Source organism: Nocardioides asiaticus, from assembly GCF_040049175.1.
GTDB classification, from domain to species: Bacteria; Actinomycetota; Actinomycetes; order Propionibacteriales; family Nocardioidaceae; genus Nocardioides; species Nocardioides cheoyonin.
Genome location: NZ_JBDZDM010000001.1, coordinates 1,111,030 through 1,131,087, shown reverse-complemented (window position 1 = coordinate 1,131,087; position 20,058 = coordinate 1,111,030). Strand labels below are relative to the sequence as shown.

General features: G+C 72.0%; 20 protein-coding genes. 10 read left to right on the top strand and 10 right to left on the bottom strand.

From position 1 onward, the window contains the following. Window positions 1–6: 6 nt before the first annotated feature. Together ABLE53_RS05505 and ABLE53_RS05500 are read right to left on the bottom strand one after the other, a co-directional pair. On the bottom strand, window positions 7–762 hold the full coding sequence (locus ABLE53_RS05505; protein WP_348857690.1) for an MOSC domain-containing protein: 756 nt from the start codon (window positions 760–762) through the stop codon (window positions 7–9). Further along, window positions 759–1,355 carry a hypothetical protein gene (locus tag ABLE53_RS05500; RefSeq protein WP_348857689.1) on the bottom strand — a complete coding sequence of 199 codons (597 nt, stop codon included), beginning with the start codon at window positions 1,353–1,355 and terminating at the stop codon, window positions 759–761. The genes ABLE53_RS05505 and ABLE53_RS05500 overlap by 4 nt, the downstream gene beginning before the upstream one ends. Window positions 1,356–1,534: 179 nt before the next feature. On the opposite strand from ABLE53_RS05500, the gene ABLE53_RS05495 reads away from it, so the two are divergent. Beyond that, window positions 1,535–1,885: a DUF898 family protein gene (locus tag ABLE53_RS05495; protein ID WP_348857688.1), complete on the top strand. Its 351-nt coding sequence runs from the start codon at window positions 1,535–1,537 to the stop codon at window positions 1,883–1,885. Window positions 1,886–1,916: 31 nt separating this feature from the next. Here ABLE53_RS05495 and ABLE53_RS05490 read toward each other — a convergent pair whose 3' ends face one another. The 3 genes from ABLE53_RS05490 to ABLE53_RS05480 form a co-directional block, all read right to left on the bottom strand. Next, on the bottom strand, window positions 1,917–2,228 hold the full coding sequence (locus ABLE53_RS05490; RefSeq protein WP_348857687.1) for a WXG100 family type VII secretion target: 312 nt from the start codon (window positions 2,226–2,228) through the stop codon (window positions 1,917–1,919). Next, complete coding sequence (locus tag ABLE53_RS05485; protein ID WP_348857686.1) at window positions 2,225–2,542, bottom strand: WXG100 family type VII secretion target; 318 nt, start codon at window positions 2,540–2,542, stop codon at window positions 2,225–2,227. Before ABLE53_RS05485 ends, ABLE53_RS05490 begins: the two co-directional genes overlap by 4 nt. Before the next feature lie 64 nt (window positions 2,543–2,606). After that, complete coding sequence (locus ABLE53_RS05480; RefSeq protein WP_348857685.1) at window positions 2,607–2,972, bottom strand: hypothetical protein; 366 nt, start codon at window positions 2,970–2,972, stop codon at window positions 2,607–2,609. 255 nt (window positions 2,973–3,227) lie between these two features. Here ABLE53_RS05480 and ABLE53_RS05475 point away from each other — a divergent pair, with 255 nt between their 5' ends. Beyond that, complete coding sequence (locus ABLE53_RS05475; protein ID WP_348857683.1) at window positions 3,228–4,487, top strand: hypothetical protein; 1,260 nt, start codon at window positions 3,228–3,230, stop codon at window positions 4,485–4,487. 3 nt (window positions 4,488–4,490) lie between these two features. Here ABLE53_RS05475 and ABLE53_RS05470 read toward each other — a convergent pair whose 3' ends face one another. Further along, a complete protein-coding gene (locus tag ABLE53_RS05470; RefSeq protein ID WP_348857682.1) occupies window positions 4,491–5,075 on the bottom strand; it encodes a mismatch-specific DNA-glycosylase in 585 nt (194 codons plus the stop codon). Between the two features lie 78 nt (window positions 5,076–5,153). Here ABLE53_RS05470 and ABLE53_RS05465 point away from each other — a divergent pair, with 78 nt between their 5' ends. The 4 genes from ABLE53_RS05465 to ABLE53_RS05450 all read left to right on the top strand — a co-directional run bounded on the left by ABLE53_RS05465 (window position 5,154) and on the right by ABLE53_RS05450 (window position 8,697). Then, entirely contained in the window at window positions 5,154–5,660 is a 507-nt protein-coding gene (locus ABLE53_RS05465) for a hypothetical protein (RefSeq protein WP_348857681.1), read from the top strand. A 51-nt stretch (window positions 5,661–5,711) separates the two neighbouring features. After that, window positions 5,712–6,947, top strand: coding sequence for a site-specific DNA-methyltransferase (locus tag ABLE53_RS05460; protein ID WP_348857680.1), 1,236 nt, complete (start codon window positions 5,712–5,714; stop codon window positions 6,945–6,947). Window positions 6,948–7,155: 208 nt separating this feature from the next. After that, on the top strand, window positions 7,156–7,536 hold the full coding sequence (locus ABLE53_RS05455; protein WP_348857679.1) for a hypothetical protein: 381 nt from the start codon (window positions 7,156–7,158) through the stop codon (window positions 7,534–7,536). Window positions 7,537–7,578: 42 nt separating this feature from the next. Further along, a complete protein-coding gene (locus tag ABLE53_RS05450) occupies window positions 7,579–8,697 on the top strand; it encodes an FUSC family protein (protein WP_348857678.1) in 1,119 nt (372 codons plus the stop codon). 10 nt (window positions 8,698–8,707) lie between these two features. Here ABLE53_RS05450 and ABLE53_RS05445 read toward each other — a convergent pair whose 3' ends face one another. Next, a complete protein-coding gene (locus tag ABLE53_RS05445) occupies window positions 8,708–9,850 on the bottom strand; it encodes a glutamate--cysteine ligase (RefSeq protein ID WP_348857677.1) in 1,143 nt (380 codons plus the stop codon). An 81-nt stretch (window positions 9,851–9,931) separates the two neighbouring features. Here ABLE53_RS05445 and ABLE53_RS05440 point away from each other — a divergent pair, with 81 nt between their 5' ends. After that, on the top strand, window positions 9,932–11,332 hold the full coding sequence (locus tag ABLE53_RS05440; RefSeq protein WP_348857676.1) for a threonine/serine exporter family protein: 1,401 nt from the start codon (window positions 9,932–9,934) through the stop codon (window positions 11,330–11,332). 3 nt (window positions 11,333–11,335) lie between these two features. On the opposite strand, the gene ABLE53_RS05435 is transcribed toward ABLE53_RS05440, so the two are convergent. From ABLE53_RS05435 to ABLE53_RS05425, 3 genes are all read right to left on the bottom strand, one after another. Further along, complete coding sequence (locus tag ABLE53_RS05435) at window positions 11,336–11,932, bottom strand: hypothetical protein (RefSeq protein ID WP_348857675.1); 597 nt, start codon at window positions 11,930–11,932, stop codon at window positions 11,336–11,338. A 105-nt stretch (window positions 11,933–12,037) separates the two neighbouring features. Continuing rightward, window positions 12,038–14,326, bottom strand: coding sequence for a hypothetical protein (locus ABLE53_RS05430; RefSeq protein WP_348857674.1), 2,289 nt, complete (start codon window positions 14,324–14,326; stop codon window positions 12,038–12,040). A 260-nt stretch (window positions 14,327–14,586) separates the two neighbouring features. After that, on the bottom strand, window positions 14,587–14,835 hold the full coding sequence (locus tag ABLE53_RS05425) for a DUF2630 family protein (RefSeq protein WP_348857673.1): 249 nt from the start codon (window positions 14,833–14,835) through the stop codon (window positions 14,587–14,589). A gap of 45 nt (window positions 14,836–14,880) precedes the next feature. On the opposite strand from ABLE53_RS05425, the gene ABLE53_RS05420 reads away from it, so the two are divergent. From ABLE53_RS05420 to ABLE53_RS05410, 3 genes are all read left to right on the top strand, one after another. Beyond that, window positions 14,881–15,297 carry a GNAT family N-acetyltransferase gene (locus ABLE53_RS05420; protein ID WP_348857672.1) on the top strand — a complete coding sequence of 139 codons (417 nt, stop codon included), beginning with the start codon at window positions 14,881–14,883 and terminating at the stop codon, window positions 15,295–15,297. Window positions 15,298–15,449: 152 nt separating this feature from the next. Continuing rightward, window positions 15,450–19,319, top strand: coding sequence for an ATP-dependent RNA helicase HrpA (hrpA, locus tag ABLE53_RS05415; RefSeq protein WP_348857671.1), 3,870 nt, complete (start codon window positions 15,450–15,452; stop codon window positions 19,317–19,319). Window positions 19,320–19,347: 28 nt separating this feature from the next. After that, on the top strand, window positions 19,348–19,944 hold the full coding sequence (locus tag ABLE53_RS05410; protein WP_348857670.1) for a hypothetical protein: 597 nt from the start codon (window positions 19,348–19,350) through the stop codon (window positions 19,942–19,944). The last annotated feature ends 114 nt before the right edge of the window (window positions 19,945–20,058 follow it).

The following is a 20,058-nucleotide window of genomic DNA, read 5'->3' as shown; positions in this document are numbered from 1 at the left end:
GTGTGCTCAGACCGGGGACAGGGTCCCAGGACCGTCGACCCTGGCGAACACGCCGAAGCACGGCTCGCCGGCGCGGTTGAGCGGCCGGTAGGAGGCGAGGGCCTTCAGCACGGGCAGGTCGCGAACTCCGCTGGCAGGGTCCAGGTCGATCACCGCGCAGCGCGGGATGGGCACGCCGACCCGCAGGCGTACGCCGCCGACGCGGAGCTCCTGGCCGAGCCAGCGCTCCTCGGCGTACGGCTCGTCGGTCTCGACGACCAGGGTCGGCCGGAAGCGCGCTGCCTGGGCGACCAGGCCGGGATCGCCGGCGCGCTTGGCGAGGTCGCGGAGCGAGGCGGTGCCCAGGACGGTGACGGCGTCGCCGAAGATCACCCCTCCGCGCGGTGCGGCGGCGAGCCGGACGTCCCGGCCGAGGTGCTGCGAGAAGAGCGCTCCGTGCGGCCCGTCGAGCAGCGCGAGCTCCACGGCGCGGCCCCAGTAGTCGCACGTCACCGTCTCCCCGGTCGGCGACGGCTCGGCGGAGGCGGCCACGCCGTCGGGGAGCACGACGTCGAGCCGTCGTCCCTCGAGCATCGCGGTGACGGCGATGAGCGTCGGGTTCTGGACGGTCTTGAGGACGCGCCGGCGCTCGACGTCGACCAGGCAGAAGCCCCGGTCGCCGACCGCGCCGTCCTCGTCCAGCTCCACGGCGTCGTACGTCTGGTGGCGGGTGCCCTTCACCGGCGCGAACCCGGCGGCGACCGGCGTCGCCTCGATGCTCACGCGATCCGCTCCCGCCGCTCGACCAGCCACTGCGCGCGGGCCTGCGCCTCCTCGAGCGTCGTGCCGTCCGAGACGAGCACCGTCTCGCCGTACTCGTCCAGCACCGGGACCCGGTTGTCCGAGACCCCGACGTAGGCGATCACGTCGTCGGGCTCGCGGCCGTCCTCGCGTACGACGCTGCCGGGGTCGAGCCGTCGGCGCTCGTAGCGCAGCGGGTGGCCCTCCACGCTGTCGAGCAGGTGGAGGTCGTCGGGGAGGACGTAGCCGATCATGTGCGCCTCCCGGTGGTCCTCCCGCGGCGCGAGCGTCGCCGGGATCGCCCCGTCGAGGTGGCGCGGCCCCGCGCACCACACCGCCGCCAGGTCGACCAGGTCGGCCCGCAGGTTGACCGCCGGCAGGCTCGTGCTGTTGCGGAGAACCTTCTGCGGGCTGGCGTTGGAGCCGTAGCCCAGCACCGCCAGCCGCTCCTGCAGCGGCGGGCCGCCCCGCTCTGCCAGCCACGCGTCGAGGCACCCCGCTCCCTCCACCGCCCAGCCCGACGGCGCCTCGTCGTCGGGGGTCACGGTGAGTACGACGCCGTCCCGGTCGAGCACGTAGCACGTAGGACGTCTCCGGTCTCGCGCCGGGGTAGGGCTGCTCCGGGTAGTCGGTCGCGTGCGTCGGCATGTCGTCAAGCATGGCGGATCGGTCCGTTCGGTTTCAGGCGGCCTGGCCAGCGTCGCTGTCAGGGTCTTTACTTTCAGTCGGGGAGACGGTGCGAAAGGAGACCAACATGGCCGCGAACTCACGACGCTTCACCTTCGACGGCGGCGCCGCGACGTATGTCGGGACGTTCCTTCTTGGGCTGCTGATCACGGTGTGCACACTCGGCTTCTGCTATCCGTTCGCGCTCGTGTTGAAGGAGCGTTGGCGCGCCAAGCACTCCTACATCGATGGGCGGCGGCTGGTCTTCACAGGATCGGCGTGGGGTCTGTTCGGCAACTGGATCAAGTGGTTCCTGCTCTGCATCATCACGATCGGGATCTACTGCTTCTGGGTCGGTCCGAGGATCGCGAGGTGGAAATGGGAGCACACCGATTTCGATCCGGCCTGGGCGAGCCAATCGACGACGTACGTCGACTGAAGGTCTGATTCGTAGCAGGCTCATGGCTGCGTCAGGTGACCTGGGCCCACATCCTCAGGTTGGTGGCGACCGCGTCGTCGTACAGCCCATGCGCGTGGGACGCGGCCCGGCGCAGGCGGCGTACGGCGCAGCGGAGGTCGCCCAGGCTGCTGTCCCAGCGCTGGTGGGCGACCAGCTGGGAGGCCGCGGCGTACCCCTCCCACGTCTCGTGCAGGCGACCGATCTGGCGCCACAGGTCGGTGCCGAGCTGCTCGAGGGCGGTGTCGGCGGCGCCGAGCTCGGCGACGAAGTCGAGCAGCTCCTCGAGGTCGACGGTGTAGGTCGGCAGCCGCAGGCGAGTCATCGCGACGCCGCCTGCAGCCGGCCGATGAGCTCCGTGAGCGCGGCGGCCGCGCCCGCGTCGGCGTCGTCGAGCCGGGACTGCGCCGCGAGCAGCTGCTCGGCCATCGTGAGCAGCGCTGTGCGGCAGTCGTCGGCCGCGGCGTGCCAGTCGCCGAAGGCGACCGCGAACGAGTCGGCGGCCGCGCCGGTCCAGCCGACGAGGAGCGAGTCGCAGCGGCGTACGGCGCGGCGGGTGGTGTGGTCGAGCAGGTCGGCCGCGGCGCCGACGTCGGCGACCCCCTGGCGGAAGGCTTCGTGCGCGAGAGCGAGCGTCATGTCCGCCATCTAGCCACATGCAAACGCAGCCGAACAACAGCAAGAGCGGTGCCTGTGGATAGCCTCAGCGCTCCCAGGGCGGCTCGTCGCCCATCTTCTCGTAGTACTTCGCGAGGTGGCTCCGCACCCGGGGGATGTCGCCCTTCGGCAGGTCGATGCCGCCGCGGGAGCCCTCGATGACGTTGCCGGCCGTCATGAGGCCGCGGGGGACGACCTTGAGGTCGCCGCCGACGACGTCGGCGATGAGCAGCTTGTAGGACGTGAAGCGGTCGGCCCGGTCGCCGTCGTACCAGACGTGTGCCTTGCGGTACGCCGCGTTCGGCTTCTCCTGGGCGTCGGCCCACCTCCGGACGCGCTTCTCGGCGGCGGCCCCGTCCCACTCGCGCGAGCGGTCGGCCATCGGCAGGTTCGCGAATCGGGTGACAGTCATGGTCGAAACACCTCCGCGACCCCGGTACCCGCGTCGTCCGGCGTCCCAACAGTGGGTGAAGGGTCTTGGTGCCCTGTTTCGCACCCCGCATCGGCGACCTAGAGTGGAAAGGAGGGAGGATGCCCTCCGTCCACATCGGCGGGGGACGAGCGAGAAGCGAGTCGGCAGTTGCGTTGGAGCAGGGCTTGTGCAGCGGTCTCGGCGGCCGTCGTAGTGCTGGTCATCGGGCCGATCGGAGGCGCGCGCGCGGACACCGTGCCGGTCCACGGCCTGAAGTTCCCGATGGGCAGCCCGCTCCAGCTGTCGTACGTCGCCTGCAGTGACCTCTACGCCTCCCGGGACAAGCCGAAGACGCTGCGCCCGGTGATGACCTACGACGCCGGCCTCGGCACGCGCAGCGTGGACTACACGCTCCCGAAGGGGTACGCCGTCGGCACGCTGGCCTACGTCTCCAGCGTCCGCGACACGACCGACGTCGGGCTCGAGGTGCGCGACGGCGGCACCGGCGTGGCGTACGTCGTCTACCAGACCAAGGCGCAGCGTGACACGACCCGGCTCTGGGTCGGCCGGGCGTCGCTCACGGCCGGCTCCGGCTGGCAGACCGTCCAGGCCGCCGACGAGACCTACACCTGGAGGCTGTACGACGGCGCCACCGGCACCGTCGTGCCCGGGAGCAGCACCGTCACGAAGACGGTCTCGGACTTCACGGCGGCGCAGGGCGACGGGGCCGGACTGTTCACCGTCGGCTTCGGCTGCGACGGGAACACCTTCGGCATCGACGGGCTGCGGCTCGGTGACACCGTCGAGGACCTCGAGGGGCTGGTGGCGGATGTCGGCATCAGCGCCAGCCGCGACACCGTGGCGAAGGGGAAGCCGGTCTTCATCAGCGGATCCCTCCAGGACAGCACCGGGGCGCCGATCTCGCGCGGTGTGCTCGTCCTCGAGCAGAGCACGGACGGCGGCGCGACGTGGACCCCGGCGCGGGTCGTCGACGCCAGCTCGGGCTCGGTGTCCGCGACCGTGACACCGACCCAGGACACGGAGTACCGCTTCCACTTCGCCGACCGCGACCTCGCTCCCGGCGCCTACTCCGGCACGGTCAGCGTCACCGTGCGCGGCGCCGGCGCGAGCCACAGCGCGAGTCCCAGCGCCACCCCGTCGCCGTCCGCGAGCGACACGCCGAGCCCCTCGCCGAGCGAGAAGACGACCGAGCCCAGCGCGACGGCCAGCAGCACGCCGAGCCCGACGCCCAGCAGCACCTCCAGCAGCACGTCCAGCACGAAGTCCAGCCCGTCGGCGACGTCGTCGCCCAGCCCGCAGAAGTCGACCACGCCGAGCAGCAAGCCCTCGCCGACGACGAGCCCGTCGCCGAGCGGGACGAGCTCGTCGAGCCCGGATGCGAGCCCGGATGCGAGCACCGGCGCCAGCCCCGACGCGAGCGCGGACGCCGACACCACTCGGTCGGGCGGATCGAGCATGCTGCCCGACCTGACCGCGCCGCAGTCGCTCGAGTGACGGTCAGATCACCCCGGCGGCCCGCGCCGGCTCGGCGTACGCCGCCGCCAGCGACGCGACCGTCTCGTGCGCGTTGAGGCCGCTCGGGTTCGGCACGACCCACAGCTGGGCCGGGCCGAGCGGCTCGGGCTGGAGACCGAGGACGGCCTTGGGGAGGCCGAAGGCGGTGCGGTACGCCGTGATCCCGGCGACCGCGACCACGCGCGGCCGGCGCTCCTCGACCAGCCGGGCCAGCGCGGCGCCGCCCTCACGCAGCTCGGCCGTCGTCAGCTCGGACGCGCGAGCGGTGGCGCGGTGGACGAGATTGGTGATGCCCAGGCCGCGCTCGCGGAGGTGGTCGCGATCGGGGTCGGTCATGCCGGCGGCCGCGTCGACCGGATGGGTGATGATCCCGGCCTGCAACAGCGCCGGGTAGAACCGGTTGACCGGGTGCGCGAAATGCGTCTGCGTCGCGGCCGTCCACAGCCCCGGGTTGATGCCGACGAAGAGCAGCCGCAGCTCCTGGTCCTCGCGGGGGAGCAGGTCCGGGACGGAGACGCCGTAGTAGCTGAGCAGCTCGGCCTTCGTGAAGCGGGGCACGGCGGGCATCCTGCCATCACCGCCGGCGCGGCCCCGGCCGGGTGCAACGAAGCGCCCGCCTGCTGCGTTGGTGGGGGTGTGACACGGATGATTCTCGGACTCCTCTCCGTCGTGCTGCCCGGCCTCGTGCTCGCCGGCTGTGGGACCGACACGGCCGACGACGGCTCGACCGGCGGCCCGTCGACGAGCCCGTCCAGCCCGGGCAGCCCGTCCAGCCCGTCCAGCCCGTCCAGCCCGTCCAGCGGCCCGATCGACGCCCGGGTGCTCGTCGTCTCCCAGGCCGGGCCGGGCGTGAGCCGGTCGGAGACGACGGCGACCGCGCTGCCGGACGAGCAGGCGCTGACGGCGTACGCCGGGAGGCTCCGGTCGGCGCTCCAGGACAAGATCCGGCAGGCGGCGAAGCGCCTCGAGCAGACCGGTGCGACGGTCTACGCGCAGGTCGTGCACATCGGCTGCCAGGCCGTGCCCGCGAAGGCCGTCACGGTCCTGAGGCAGGGCGACGCCGTCGTACTCTCCAGCCACTTCAAGGAGCCGAAGAACGTCAACTGCTTCGCGCCGGTCACCAGCGTCGCGCTCGCGGCGGTGCCCGACTGAGCGGGTCGTGCCTGACCGTCCCGGACGCCGTGTGCGCCTAGAGTGACGGCTGTGGCGGCGCAGAACACGTTCGTCGAGGGCGACAACCTCGACGTGCTCCGCGCGCTCGCGGCCGCGGGGGAGCGGTTCGACCTCGTCTACATCGACCCGCCCTACAACACCGGCAGCGCGTTCGCCTACCACGACGACGTCCGCGGCGCCGACGGACGGCGGTCCGGCCGGCACCACGCCTGGGTGGCGATGATGCGGCCGCGGCTGGAGGCGGCGCGCGCGGTGATGAGCCGCCGCGGTGCCATCTACGTCTCGATCGACGACAACGAGGCGGCGTACCTCCGGCTCCTCCTCGACGAGGTCTTCGGCGAGCGCAACCTGCTCGCCCAGATCGTGGTCAACCTCAACCCCAAGGGGCGTCAGCTGGGCGCGGGGTTCGCGACGTCGCACGAGTACCTCCTGGTCTATGCGTACGACGCCCGCGACTGCGTCCTGGACGCCTCGACGCCCGACGCGGTCGACGAGCGCGACTTCCCGCTGGTCGCGGCGGACGGGCGGCGCTACCGCCACCTGCCGCTGCGCAACACCAACAAGAAGTTCAACCCGCGCACCGCGCGGACGCTCCACTTCGCGGTCTGGGGCGACCCGGACACCGGGGCGGTGAGGACCCGGCCGTTCGAGGGCGCGGTCGAGATCGAGCCGGTCTTCGGCGACGGCACCCCGGCGGTGTGGCGCTGGAGCGCGCCACTCATCGAGCAGCGGCCCGGCGACCTGGTCTGCCGCCGGATCCGGGGCCGGCTGGGCGAGCGGGTCGACGTCTTCCAGCGGGACTGGCTCGACACCGCCGGCGGGCGCGCGCGGCGCAAGAAGCTGCGGACGATCTGGCTGGCCGAGGAGATCGGCTCGACCGACGTGGCCGTCGCGGAGGTGAAGGCGCTCGTCGGGAAGGTCTTCGAGTCCCCGAAGCCGACCGGCCTGCTGCGGCGGATCCTCGCCACCATGCCCGACGACGCGCGGGTGCTCGACTTCTTCGCCGGCTCCGGCACGACGGGGCACGCCGTCGCCCTCGCCAACGCGGAGGACGGCGGCTCGCGGACGTGCCTGTCCGTCAACGCCGCGGAGCCGGTGCGGGCCGGCTCGGCGGCCGCACGGGCCGGGCTGCGTACGGTCGCGGACATCACGCGTGCGCGGCTGGCGGCGGTCGCCGAGACGGTCGGCGGCGGGTTCGAGGAGCGAAGCCTCGGTGAACTCCTCGCCGACGCCGCGGCCGGGTCGTTGCCGGAGGCCGCCTCCTGAGGTGAGGCTGGGCGGCGTCCGCATCGGTCTATCCCGGGGGAAACATCATGATGCTGCGACGTCTCCTGCTGGCCACTCGCCGTCCACAGGCTGTGCTGCCGGCGCCTGCTTCCACAGCCGGACTCGCCGCCGCAGCCGGCCGTCGGCGTACGTGCCTAGCGTCGCCAGCGCGTGCCGGACCCGCCGGCACCCGACCCCTGGAGACGCCATGGTCTCGTCGCTCTCGTCCCTCCTCCGGTCCATCTCGCTGCGGCCGCTGCGGACGCTGCGGCCGCTCGCCCTCGTCCTGCCCGCGCTGCTCGCGTTCGGGCCGCTCGCGCCCGGTGCCGCCGATGCGCCCCGCCGGATCGTGGCGGCGCCGCCGCCCGCCACGATCGTGAGGATCACCGGCACCGCAGCGGACGGCTTCGGGATCAAGCACTACGACGGGTCGTGGGACTACCCGCCGACGACGTCGGAGGCGCTCGCCGAGTGCGAGGGCTACGACACCCGGGTCGACACGGTGAGGTGCCGGGTCCAGACCCGGGTCTGGTATCGCGATCTCGGCCGGACCAAGCGCGCGATCGACTGGGCCAGGCACCGCCCGTGAGGTGGTCCGTCCCGGCGGTGTGGCTCTGGCAGGATCGGAGCCATGCTCCCGGCCGCAGTCGCTCGCGCGCGCAACCGCGTCCGGAACACCGCGCGGAGGCAGTACCGACGCCGGTTCGCCCGCTGGCGGTCGAAGCGGTGGCACGTCGTCCAGGCGGCGCTCTCGGCCGGGGTGGCGTGGTTCATCGCCTCCGACGTGCTCCACCACAGCCAGCCGGTCTTCGCCCCGATCGCGGCCGTGGTCTCGCTCGGGACCTCCTACGGACAGCGGCTGAGGCGGATCACCGAGATCGCGATCGGCGTGGCCATCGGGGTGCTCGTCGGGGACGTGCTCGTCCACTGGCTGGGCTCCGGAGCGTGGCAGTTGGCGCTGATCGTGGCGCTGGCGATCTCGGCGGCGCTGCTGTTCGACTTCGGTCAGCTCTTCATCAACCAGGCGGCGGTCCAGTCGATCTTCGTGGCGACCGTGCTGCCCAACAGCGGCGGGGCGTTCACCCGCTGGACCGACGCGCTCATCGGCGGCGGGGTCGCGCTCGCGGCGGCGACCGTGGTGCCGGCCGCGCCGCTGCGCCGCCCGCGGGAGCAGGCCGCCGTGGTGGTCCGCAAGATCTCCTCGCTGCTGCGCGCTGCGGCGCAGGTGATGCTGGGGGCGCCGGGCGACCACGGCTACTCCGTGCTCGCGGACGCCCGGGCGACCGACGGCCTCATCCGCGAGCTGCAGGCCGCCGCCGACGAGGGCATGGCCGTCGTGGCCAGCTCGCCGTTCCGGGTGCGCCACAAGGAGCACGTCCGCCGGATGGCCGAGCTCGTCGAGCCCCTCGACCGCGCGTTGCGGACGACGCGGGTGCTGGTCCGCCAGGTGGCCGTCACCGCCCACCTGGGGCGCCCCGTGCCGGCGTCGTACGCCTCGCTCGCGCTCGACCTCGCCGAGGCCGCCGACCAGGTCGCGGAGGAGCTGGCCGCCAACCGGCTCGCCGAGGAGGCCCGGCCCGCGCTGCTCGCTCTCGGTGAGGCGACGGGGGCGGTCGAGCGCGCCGACAACATGAACGCGGAGGTGATCCTGATCCAGCTGCGGTCGCTGGTCGTCGACCTGCTCGTCATGACCGGGGTCGACCAGTTCGAGGCGGTCGACGGGCTGCCCGCGCCGCCCAGCGGCGACTGAGCCCGACGGGCTACTGCTGCGTCCGGGCGAGGCTGTTGCGCAGCTCGGCCACCACCGAGTCGACGACCGCGACGAGATCGCCGTCGGTGGCCGCGGCGACCGCACGCTGACGCTGGTATGACGCGCCCCGGGTGACGATGTCGTCCACGGCGGCGAGCTCGGCTGCACAGCCCAGCCGCTCGGCGGTCGGGGCGAGCCGGGCCAGGAGGTCCGCGAGGTCCTCGGTCACCAGCCGCTCGTGGGACTCGGCGTCGAGGATGACGATCGCGTCGAGCCCGTAGCGCGCCGCGCGCCACTTGTTCTCCTGGACGTGCCACGGCGGCATCGTCGTCAGCGTCTCGCCGGCGGCGGCCCGGGTGTCGAGGTCGACCACGAGGGAGTGGACCAGCGCGACCAGCGCGCCGAGCTCCTCGAGCGTGGAGACGCCGTCGCAGATCCGGGTCTCGAGGGTGCCGAGCTTCGGCGAGGGCCGGACGTCCCAGCGGATCTCGCTGAGCTCCTCGATGACGCCGGTGACGAGCTGGTCCTCGGCGAAGGCCTCGAACTGCTCCCAGGTCTCGAACTGGAACGGCAGCCCCGCGGTCGGCAGCTGCTGGAACATCAGCGCCCGGTTGCTGGCGTAGCCCGTGTCGACGCCCGCCCAGATCGGCGAGGAGGCGGACAGCGCCTGGAGGTGCGGGTAGTAGGTGAGCAGGCCCGACAGCACCGGCATCACCCGCTCCCTCTCCGGCAGCCCCACGTGCATGTGGACGCCCCAGATCAGCATCTGCCGGCCCCACCACTGGGTGCGGTTGATGAGCTCCTCGTAGCGATGGCCGGGAGTGAGCTGCTGCCTGGTCCAGGAGGCGAACGGGTGCGTCCCGCCGCCGTACAGGTCGACGCCGAGCTCGTCGCAGGCCGGCACGACCGCGGCGAGCGTGCCGGTCAGGTCGGCCATCGCCTCGCCGACGGTGTCGCACACGCCGGTGACCAGCTCGACGGTGTTGCGGAGGAGCTCCTTGTGGAGCCTCTCCGGATCGCCCATCCGGGGCTTGGCCTGCGCGAAGAGCGCCTCCGCCTCGTTGACCAGGTCGCGCGTCCCGCGGTCGACCAGCGCGAGCTCCCACTCCACCCCCAGGGTCGGGGTCGGCGAGGGATGGAAGTCGATCCGCATGTCTGAAGCCTTCCCGACGTACTCGTGCCTGTCGAGGCGTGGTTTCGACAGGCCCGACCACCGACGTGCACCATCGGACGCGTGGACGCACGCGAGGTCAACCTCACGCTGGACTTCTGCCTCCGGGTCGGGGAGCTACTGCTCTCATCGGGCGCCGGCGCGGCCGACGTGACCGCGACGATGCGGTCGCTCTCGCGCCATCTCGGCCTGCGCGGGGCCGAGATCGATGTGACGTTCATCAACCTCTCGATGCAGTGGCAGGCCAGCCCCGAGGAGGTCCCCGCGCTCGCGACCCGGCAAGTCAAGCTCCGCGCCATCGACTACGAGCACCTCACCCAGGTGGACCACCTCATCCGCGCAGTGCTCCGCGACGACGTCGACCTGAGGGAGGCGCGTGCGGAGCTCGGCCGGATCGTGTCCGGTGGCCACGGCCGGCCGCGGTGGGCGGTCACCGTCGGGCTCGCCGTGATGGCGGCCGCGGTGGCGATGCAGCTCGGCGGCGACATACGCGTCGCGCTGCTGGCGTCGATCTCCGCGGCAGCGATCGACCGGCTCCAGCTGATCATGATCCGGCGGCGGATGCCGGTCTTCTACCAACAGGTCGCCGGCGCAGGGGTCGCCTCGTTGCTCGCCGTCGGTGCCGCCGCACTGCCGATCGACGTCGACGTGTCGTCGTCGATCACCGCGAACATCATCGTGCTGCTGGCCGGCATCAGCTTCATGGGCGCGCTCCAGGATGCGCTCAGCGGGTTCTACATCACCGGGAGCGCCCGTCTCCTCGAGGCGCTGATGGCGACCGCAGGCATCATCGCGGGCGTGAGCGGCGGCCTCGGGGTCGCGGCGGCGGCCGGCGTGGCCATCCCGCCCGTCATCCCGGGTGCGTCCGACCTGCAGTCGGTCGGCCTGACCGTGCTCGGCGCTGCGCTCGGCGCCGGGGCGTTCGCGTACTCGTCGTACGCCCCCCGACGGATCATCGCGCCCGTCGCGGTCATCGCAGGGCTCGCGACGGCGATGGTCGTCTCGGTCCCCGACGACGTCAGCCGGACGTGGAAGGTGGCGGTCGCGGCCTTCTTCGTCGGTCTGGTGAGCTACTCGGTGTCGGGTCGGATGCGGGTGCCGCCGCTCATCGTCGTCGTCTCGGCAGTGGTCCCGCTGCTGCCCGGTCTGTCGATCTACCGCGGCCTCACCCTGCTCGCCGACGAGTCCGGTCGCGACACCTCCGAGGGGCTGCTCGCGATGTTCACCGCCGCCTCGATCGCGATGGCGCTGGCATCGGGCGTGATCCTCGGTGAGTACGTCGCGCAGCCGCTCAAGCGGCCCGCCCGCCGGCTGGAGGTCAGGCTCGCCGGGCCGCGCCTCGTCGGCCCGGTCAAGCCGCCGAAGCCACGCCGCGAGCGCCGGGAGCGGCGGGAGCGGGAGCGCCGCGACAACCACGAGCGCCGCCAACGCCGGCCACGGGCGCGGGAGGAGTCCGCTTCCTAGCGGCTACTGCGTCGGCAGGTCGGGGAGGTCGCTGGGCAGGTCGCTGGGCAGGTCGGTCGGCAGGTCGCTGGGCAGGTCGGTCGGCAGGTCGCTGGGGATGCTGCTGGGCAGCAGGTCGGTGGGCAGGCCCGTCGGACCGGTAGGCGTCGAACCGGGCTCGCCCCACTGGCCGGGTCCGAGCCAGCGCGGGCAGTGGTCGTCCAGGAACTTCACCTCGGTGCTGATGAACGGGACCAGCCGCCGCAGTGCGGCGATGCCGCCCTGGAGGTCCCGCTTCTGCAGCGCCGTCTGCGCACTGTCGATGTCGTCGGCGGCGTGCTGCAGGGCAGTCCCGAACGACTCGTCGGTCATCTGCCCGCCGAGCTTCCGCAACCGGTCGGCGGTGCGCGGCAGCTGCGCGAGGCGCTCGTCCGCTCCGGCGCCGGTCTGGTTCAGGCTCACCAGCGTCGCCAGGTCGTTGCCGAAATCGGGTGCCGCTCTCTCGATCGCCGCGCAGTCGGCCGCGTAGTCGGGACCCTCGCCGCGGCCCAGCCACGCCCACAGGGCGATGCCGACCGCGATGAGCAGCAGCACGACCCCCGCTGCGACGAGAGGGACCACCGACCTGCGCCGTCTCTCCTGCTCCGGGCGTTCCGGGCCGTTGCCCGGACGATTGGTCTCTGGCCCGTTGCTCTCCTCGGACATCGCTCTCCTCCCGTCCGGGGCTCATCCGCGCAGCCGGCGTCGTACGGCGACCCCGATCGTCGCCAGCCCGGCGAGCAGCAGCCCGCCGACGGCGTACGGCGCCAGGTCGCGCAACCGATCGCTCGACGTCATGCTCTTCGACGGCCCGCTCGGCTCGCGGGCCGGCGGGAATGCGCGGGCCAGTGCGGTCGGGTCGACGTGCGACTTGCCGCCGACCCAGCCCGTGCCGGAGCGTGTGACGGTCCCGCCGTGCAGGCTCCGGTCGACGGCCGGGCCCAGTCCGGTGCGCTTGAAGGCGGCCTGTCCGACGGCATTCCGGGGCACCGCGCTGAAGTCGACGCCCCCGGTGACGACGGTCATGGTGTAGACCCGGTTGCCCTCGCGCCAGGTCTTCGTGAAGCGGAACTGACCGTGCGAGAACGCCTTGACGTACCGCCTGAAGGTCAGCTTCGGCCGCCAGGTCCCGTGCTCGACCCAGCGGCCGATCCGCCCGCTGTCGACGATGTTGCCGAACGTGGTCTGCTGCTGGGCGCTGCGGTCGCGGTACCACTGCGCGGCGACCCGGCTCAGGTAGATCCGGCGCAGCGCGGCGTACGCCGGCGCGGTGTTCACGGCGTGCACGACCTTGGGCAGGATGATCCGGCGGTAGGCGGCGATGATCCGCCCGTTCACCGAGTCGGGCTGCTGCGGACAGGACCGCCCCAGCGACGGCGGCAGCGGGTCGCCCTGGCGCGGGTGGTAGTCGAACTGCTCGATGCGTACGTCGAGCGGCGCGTCGACGATGTAGAGCTGGTTGCCGTCCTCGCGCACCTTGGCGACGCCGGGCGTGATCCACAGCCGCAGCCCCGGCATGCAGCGCCGGCCGATGACCGCCCACAGCCTCGCCCCGGCCGCTGTGTTGGGGTCGACCAGTGCCGATGATGTTCTCTTCAGCGAGAAGTCGGCCTCGAGCATGATCCGACCGACCGCCGTACGCCCCAGCTTCGGGTCGATGATCGTGTCCGGTTCGTTCGGCTTGAGGTTGACCCAGAAGGTCGAGGGCCGGAGCGCGAGCCACACGAAGAAGGCGTCGGAGGCCTGCAGGGCATTGGCCACCCCGTCACCCACCGTCGTGCCGTGCGCCCCGGGATCGGCGCTGAACGCGTAGCCCACGCCCTCGTCCTTCGACTCGCCGAGCGAGAGGTAGCGCAGCGACAGGGACGAGAAGTCGATCCCGCCCGGCGCGTTCGACGCCGCCTGCTCCAGTGAGCCCACCACGTCGTTCGAGACCGGCGCGGGGTTGAGCGGGCAGCTCCCCATGAGGCCGGTGCACCTCGTGCGAGCCGACGCAGACCCACTCGGCTCCGCGGATTCCGTCGTCGACACGGACTTTGCCGGCTGTTCGGGCGCGAGGACCGCGGGACCAGAGCCGCTCGGAGCAGGACGCTTCTCCCACCCCGAGCTGGTGAGCTCGAGCCGAGTGGCGACTCGTAGATCGCTGGTCATGTAGACGAGCCCGGTCCCCGGACGCGTACCGTACTTCGCCGCGTTGGCGAGCGAGAACGGGGCGTACTTGCGAGCTTCGTCGACGTACTCCGCGAGGAGGTTGGTCGCCGACGTGTCGCCTGTCGCCGCGTCGAGCCCGAAGAGGTTGACGACGATGTAGTAGTCCCCCTCCTTCGGTACGGGCTCCCAGGTGCCAGGCACCCAGAGCTGACTGGTGAGCTGCGACGCACGCCTGCCGCCGGAGCCGTCCGGGTCTGTTCGCAACGCGTTCTTGGTGGTTGTCACCAGGTCGTCGACCGACAGTTCGCGCAGCCTCCACGAGTCGTTGATGCCGTTGGGCGTGAGGGTGACGGTCTTCTCCTCCGCCCGTCGCCAGGTTGTCTTGCCGCTCGAAAGGAGCCGCTGCACGATGGCGTCGGGTGTCCTTCGCTTGTCCGGATCGGCTCTCCTTCCGGGCGGGAGAGGCTTGACGGCCGGCATCGGCTGCACGACGAGGTTGTCAGGGTCAGACAGGAGCTTCTTGTAGAACACGAGCTGGTTGAGCGCTGAACGCTGCTTCGACGGCTCGCGAGTACGCCGCATGTCCCGGAACAACTCGAGAAGCGCCTCTGAGGTCCAGCGATTGTCGGGCACGCGACCGCGATGCTTGTCGACGAACTCCTGGGCGCGCAGAGCGTCTTCGTGGAGCTCGTCTGGCGGTATCGCCGTCTTCGGCCTGCGCGACCGCCTTTTCTTGGGCGAGGCCTTCTTCTTGGGGCTGGGCTTCTGTGTCCGTACGTCGGGTGCCTGCCCAGAACCGGCGCCGGAGGCGGCGTCTGCGGTCACAAAGAGACGAGGAGACGGGGTCCTGACAGCAGCCGCCGGTGCGAGCTGCCCGACGGAAGCCATCCCTGCCAGCAGGCAGGCAACGACCGAGAGGACAAGCAGCCTGGCTATTGCGGCCATCCGGACCCCCGAGAACACGGGTGTCGGCGCAGGTCGTGCGTCGGCACGAAGTAAAGAGCGCCGACCACGCTAAGCCCGCGGGCGGGCGAAGTCTCGGGACCTATGACCCTATCTGGGGTGGAGGGTCCGACGGGTGCGCGCTACTCGAGGTAGTTCTCGACGACGCCCTCGGGTCGCACCGAGGCGGACGACGGGTCCTCGCCGGCGTTGCGGAGCGCGTCCCGCTGGCGGAGCAGGTCCCAGCACTGGTCGAGCTCGGTCTCGACGGCCTTGAGCCGCTCATGCTCGTCGGACACGCTGATCTCGCCCTCGGAGAGCTGATCGCGCAGCTCCCTCTCCTCGCTCACCAGTGCGCTGATCCGATGCCGGATGTCCAGATCCTCGGTCATGCCCCCAACCTAGGCGCCTGTCGTACGACGGGGAAGGATGCCGTCATGGACATCACCGTCGGCGAGGGCGACGCCGAGCTCGACCGGCGCCTCTCGGACGAGCTGGACAACGTCAACGCTGCGCGTACGCCGGGAGTGCAGTCCGCCCGCGAGCTCACTGTGCAGGTCAGCGACGCCGACGGGCTGGTCGGTGGGGTGAGCGGGTGGACGTGGGGCATCGCTGCCGGGATCGGGATGACCTGGGTCCGCGAGGACGCCAGGGGGACGGGCGTCGGGACGCGACTGCTTGATGCGTTCGAGACCGAGGCGCGCGCCCGCGGCGCCGGTCGGGTTTTCGTCACGTCGTTCACGTTCCAGGCGCCGGGCTTCTACCAGCGGCACGGCTACCGCGAACTGTTCCGCTGGGACGGCGTACCCGCCGAGGGCTTTGCGGATATCCATCTCCGCAAGGACCTGCTCTGAGCGATCCCCGGGCCCACAGACGTACCGGATACGTCTGAGGGCCCAAGCTCGGGCGCCGTTGGTCCGGACAGTCGCCTCGGGGACGGACGGTCGCCCGTACGGGACCTAACGGTTGGTGGCGGCGACCAGCGGTCGGGGAGAATGGAGGCGACATGCCTGAGACCCCGACGATCGCGATCACGTATCCGCCCCAGCTGCCGGTCACGCAGCGGCGCGACGACATCGCGAAGGCCATCCGCGACCACCAGGTCGTGATCGTCGCCGGCGAGACCGGCTCGGGCAAGACCACCCAGCTGCCCAAGATCTGTCTCGAGCTCGGCCGCGGCGGCACGGGCCGGATGATCGGGCACACCCAGCCGCGCCGGATCGCCGCGAGGTCGGTGGCGGAGCGGATCGCGGAGGAGCTGGACACCGAGCTCGGCGACCTGGTCGGCTACCAGGTGCGGTTCACCGACAAGACGTCGAAGGACAGCCGCATCAAGCTGATGACCGACGGCATCCTGCTGGCCGAGCTGCAGCGGGACCGGGAGCTGAAGCGCTACGACACGATCATCATCGACGAGGCCCACGAGCGCAGCCTCAACATCGACTTCCTGCTCGGCTACCTCAAGCGGCTGCTGCCGCGGCGCCCGGACCTCAAGGTCATCATCACCAGCGCCACGATCGACCCCGAGCGCTTCGCTGCCCACTTCAACGACCCTCGCACCGGCGAGCCGGCGCCGATCATCGAGGTGTCCGGACGCACCTACCCGGTCGAGCTGCGCTACCGCCCGCTCATGCAGCTGCCCGGCGATCCTGACCTCGACGACGTCGACGAGGAGGGCGAGCCCGTCGTACGCGACCAGACGGAGGCGATCGTCGACGCCGTCAAGGAACTCTCCGCGGAGGGCCCGGGCGACATCCTCGTCTTCCTGCCGGGCGAGCGGGAGATCCGCGACGCGCAGGACGCGCTCACGGACGCGCTGGGTCTCGGCCGCGATCGTCGGGCGGACCTGGTCGAGATCGTCCCGCTCTTCTCCCGCCTGTCCGCCGCCGACCAGCACAGGGTCTTCTCGCCGCACACCGGCCGCCGGATCGTCCTCGCCACCAACGTGGCCGAGACGTCGCTGACCGTCCCCGGGATCACGTACGTCGTCGACACCGGCGTCGCGCGGATCAGCCGCTACAGCGCTCGAACGAAGGTGCAGCGGCTCCCGATCGAGCCGATCAGCCAGGCCTCGGCCAACCAGCGGTCCGGGCGCACCGGCCGGGTCCGGGCCGGCATCGCGATCAGGCTCTACAGCGAGGAGGACTACGAGAGCCGCCCGGAGTTCACCGACCCCGAGATCCTGCGCACCAACCTGGCCAGCGTCATCCTGCAGATGGCCTCGCTCGGTCTGGGCGACATCGAGCGGTTCCCGTTCGTCGAGCCGCCGGACCGGCGCAACATCGCCGCCGGCGTACAGCTCCTCGAAGAGCTCGGCGCCTTGCGAGACCATCGCCTCACCAAGCTCGGGCGGCGGCTGGCGCGGCTGCCGATCGACCCGCGGCTGGCCCGGATGATCCTGGAGGCCGAGCGGCTCGGCTGTGTCCGGGAGGTCATCGTGATCGCCGCCGCGCTGAGCCTGCAGGACCCGCGGGAGCGGCCCGGTCCCGACCACCCCAAGGAGCAGGCCCAGGCCGACCAGCTGCACGCCCGCTACAAGCACGAGACCTCCGACTTCGTGACCTGGCTCAACCTGTGGCGCTACGTCCGAGAGCAGCAGCGCGAGCTCTCCAGCAGCGCGTTCCGGCGGATGTGCCGGCGGGAGTTCCTCAACTACCTGCGCGTCCGGGAGTGGCAGGACTTCGAGTCCCAGCTGCGTCAGGTCTGCAAGGAGATGGGCGTCCGGCTCGGCAAGGGTGGTTTCGAGACGGTTGCTAGCGCAACCTCCTCAACCACCGCGACCTCCTCAACCACCGCGATCGATGAGGACGGCATCCACCAGGCGCTGCTGTCGGGGCTGCTGTCCCACATCGGGATGCTGGAGGAGCGCGACGCGAAGCAGAAGGGCCGCCGCCCCGGCCCGCGGGAGTACCTCGGCGCCCGCGGCACCAGGTTCGCCATCTTCCCCGGAAGCGTGCTGCACCGCCGCAACCCGCAGTTCGTGATGGCGGGCGAGCTGGTCGAGACCTCGCGCCTGTGGGCCCGGCAGAACGCCGCGATCAGGCCCGAGTGGGCGGAGCGGCTGGCCGGCGATCTCGCCAAGCGGAGCTGGTCGGAACCGCACTGGTCGCAGAAGCGCGCCGCCGTGATGGCGTACGAGAAGGTGACGCTGTACGGCGTACCCCTCGTCGCCGACCGGCTCGTGTCGTACGCCAAGGTCGACCCGGAGCTCTCCCGCGAGCTCTTCATCAGGCACGCGCTGGTGTACGGCGAGTGGCGCACCCAGCATCGCTTCCTCCGGGACAACAGCGCGCTGATCGAGCAAGCCGAGGAGCTCGAGCACCGCGCCCGCCGGCGCGACATCGTGGTCGACGAGGAGACCCTGTTCGCGTTCTACGACCGGCGGCTGCCCGAGACGATCGTGAGCGGCGCCCACTTCGACCGGTGGTGGAAGGACGAGCGTCGGAAGCACCCCGACCTGCTCACCTTCGACCTCGACATGCTGACCAACGAGGCCGCCGAGGAGGTGACCGAGACCGACTACCCCGAGACCTGGGACGCAGGCCCGCTGACGTTCGACCTCAGCTACCACTTCGAGCCGGGGGCCGCCGACGACGGCCTCACCATCGACGTCCCGGTCGCGACGCTCAACCGGGTCGGCGGCGACGACTTCTCCTGGAACGTCCCCGGTCTGCGCGAGGAGCTCGTCACCGCGCTGATCCGCAGCCTGCCCAAGCAGCTCCGGGTCAGCTTCGTCCCGGCGCCCGACAAGGCCAGGCAGTTCCTCGCGCAGACGCCGCCGGGGGAGGAGCCGCTGCTCGATGCGCTGGAGCGCTGGGCGCGCTCGACGGCCGGCGTCCACATCCCGCGCGAGGCGTGGGACTGGTCGAAGGTGCCCGAGCACCTGCGCCCGACCTACCGCATCCTCGGCGAGGACGGCGCCGAGCAGGCCCGCGGGAAGGACCTCGACGCGCTCAAGGCGCCGCTGCAGCCGCAGTTCGACCGGGCCATCGCCGACGTCGCCTCGGACGCCGGGATCACCCGCACCGGCGAGACGTCGTGGGCCTTCGGCGAGCTCCCCGCGACCGTCACCGAGAAGCGGGCCGGTCACGAGGTGACCGTTCACCCGTGCCTGCAGGACGAGGGCAAGACAGTGGGCCTGATGGTGGTCGGCAGCGCCGACGAGGCAGCCGCGAGGCACCGGCTCGGCGTCGCCCGGCTGCTCCTGATCGAGCTGCCCGACGTCACCAGGACTGTTGTCGACGGGCTGTCCAACCTGGAGAAGCTCGGTCTCGCCGGCTCGCCGTACGCCTCCGTCGCCGACCTGGTCGAGGATTGCCGCGCCGCCGTCGTCCAGCAGGTCGTCGACGTCCGCGAGCCCGCCCGCACGAAGGAGGCGTACGACGCCCTGCGGACCGCCGTGGGCAGCGAGGCGGACCTCGTGGCCGCCGTCCGTGCCGTCCTCGGCGACGTGCTGAAGGCGCTCGACGGCTGGCGCGAGGCCGACAAGCTGCTGTCGGGCCGGGCCGACATGTACCAGCTGCCGGCCCTCACCGACATGCGCGACCAGCTCGGCCGGCTGATGGCGCGCGGGTTCGTCCGCGACGCCGGCACCGCCCAGCTGCGCCGCTACCCGACGTACCTCCGCGCCATCGTCGAGCGCCGCCGCAAGCTCGACGCAGACGTCACCGGCGACCGCGCGCTGATGGACCGGGTCTCGGAGCTGCAGGCGGCCTACCTCCACCAGCTCGCCGCGCTCCCCGAGGGTCGACCGCCCGGCGAGCGGCTGCGCGAGGTGAGGTGGATGCTCGAGGAGTACCGCGTCCAGCTCTGGGCCCAGCAGCTCGGCACAGCCCGCACCGTCAGCGACGCGCGGATCCGCAAAGCCCTCGGGTGACCACCGTGGTCCCGCTAGCCTGATCGGGATGACCAGGCAGTTCCACTCGCCGATGACACCGGGCGACGGCTTCTTCGACCAGCTGCTGGGCGGCACCGACCCAGCGGTGGTGCAGGAGGCCGCCGACCGGGCAGCGACCGCGCTCGTCCGGGGCGCGCGCGAGAGCGACGACCCGGAGGTGGCGGAGCGGATCCTCCACCTCGCCGAGGAAGAGGGGATCGAGACGATCGCCGAGGTCTGGTCGGGCTCGCCGGCCGACACCCTCGCCGGCTGCCTGTGGCGGCTGTTCCTGCTGCGCAGCTGGGTGTACGCTGACCCGGCCGGTGTCGCCCGGGAGTACGACGCGGGCCGCGCGCACGCCCAGGTCGCCCGCGTCGTCGCGGGGGTCGCCGACCCGCCCGGGCCCGACGAGCTCAAGACGATGATCGACGAGGTCCTGCGCGGGATCGCGGGCGGCGACTTCGCCGACGTACTCCTCCGGGCCGCCGCCTTCGCGCGCGTCGTCGCCACCGGCCGGGCGGCGCTCGAGCCGGCCGCCGGCGGCCCCGACGTACGCCACATGCTCCAGCTCTCCGAGCAGCTCGAGTCCGCCGGCCATGCCGAGCTCGACCACCGGCTCGGGTGACGGGCCGATACCCGAAAACGAGACCGCGTTGGGGGTGCGTCGTTAAAATGGTCAGTGAGTACGCCGGGCCGCGGCAGCCCCGGGTCCCAACATCAGCCGCTACGAGCGGCCACG

Excerpts from the sequence above, each read along its gene's own strand:
- ABLE53_RS05495 (WP_348857688.1), top strand. The coding sequence starts at position 1,535 with ATGGCCGCGAACTCACGACGCTTCACCTTCGACGGCGGCGCCGCGACG.
- ABLE53_RS05490 (WP_348857687.1), bottom strand. The coding sequence starts at position 2,228 with ATGACTCGCCTGCGGCTGCCGACCTACACCGTCGACCTCGAGGAGCTG.
- ABLE53_RS05485 (WP_348857686.1), bottom strand. The coding sequence starts at position 2,542 with ATGACGCTCGCTCTCGCGCACGAAGCCTTCCGCCAGGGGGTCGCCGAC.
- ABLE53_RS05480 (WP_348857685.1), bottom strand. The coding sequence starts at position 2,972 with ATGACTGTCACCCGATTCGCGAACCTGCCGATGGCCGACCGCTCGCGC.
- ABLE53_RS05470 (WP_348857682.1), bottom strand. The coding sequence starts at position 5,075 with ATGCCCGCCGTGCCCCGCTTCACGAAGGCCGAGCTGCTCAGCTACTAC.
- ABLE53_RS05465 (WP_348857681.1), top strand. The coding sequence starts at position 5,154 with ATGATTCTCGGACTCCTCTCCGTCGTGCTGCCCGGCCTCGTGCTCGCC.
- ABLE53_RS05455 (WP_348857679.1), top strand. The coding sequence starts at position 7,156 with ATGGTCTCGTCGCTCTCGTCCCTCCTCCGGTCCATCTCGCTGCGGCCG.
- ABLE53_RS05450 (WP_348857678.1), top strand. The coding sequence starts at position 7,579 with ATGCTCCCGGCCGCAGTCGCTCGCGCGCGCAACCGCGTCCGGAACACC.
- ABLE53_RS05445 (WP_348857677.1), bottom strand. The coding sequence starts at position 9,850 with ATGCGGATCGACTTCCATCCCTCGCCGACCCCGACCCTGGGGGTGGAG.
- ABLE53_RS05425 (WP_348857673.1), bottom strand. The coding sequence starts at position 14,835 with ATGACCGAGGATCTGGACATCCGGCATCGGATCAGCGCACTGGTGAGC.
- ABLE53_RS05420 (WP_348857672.1), top strand. The coding sequence starts at position 14,881 with ATGGACATCACCGTCGGCGAGGGCGACGCCGAGCTCGACCGGCGCCTC.
- hrpA (WP_348857671.1), top strand. The coding sequence starts at position 15,450 with ATGCCTGAGACCCCGACGATCGCGATCACGTATCCGCCCCAGCTGCCG.
- ABLE53_RS05410 (WP_348857670.1), top strand. The coding sequence starts at position 19,348 with ATGACCAGGCAGTTCCACTCGCCGATGACACCGGGCGACGGCTTCTTC.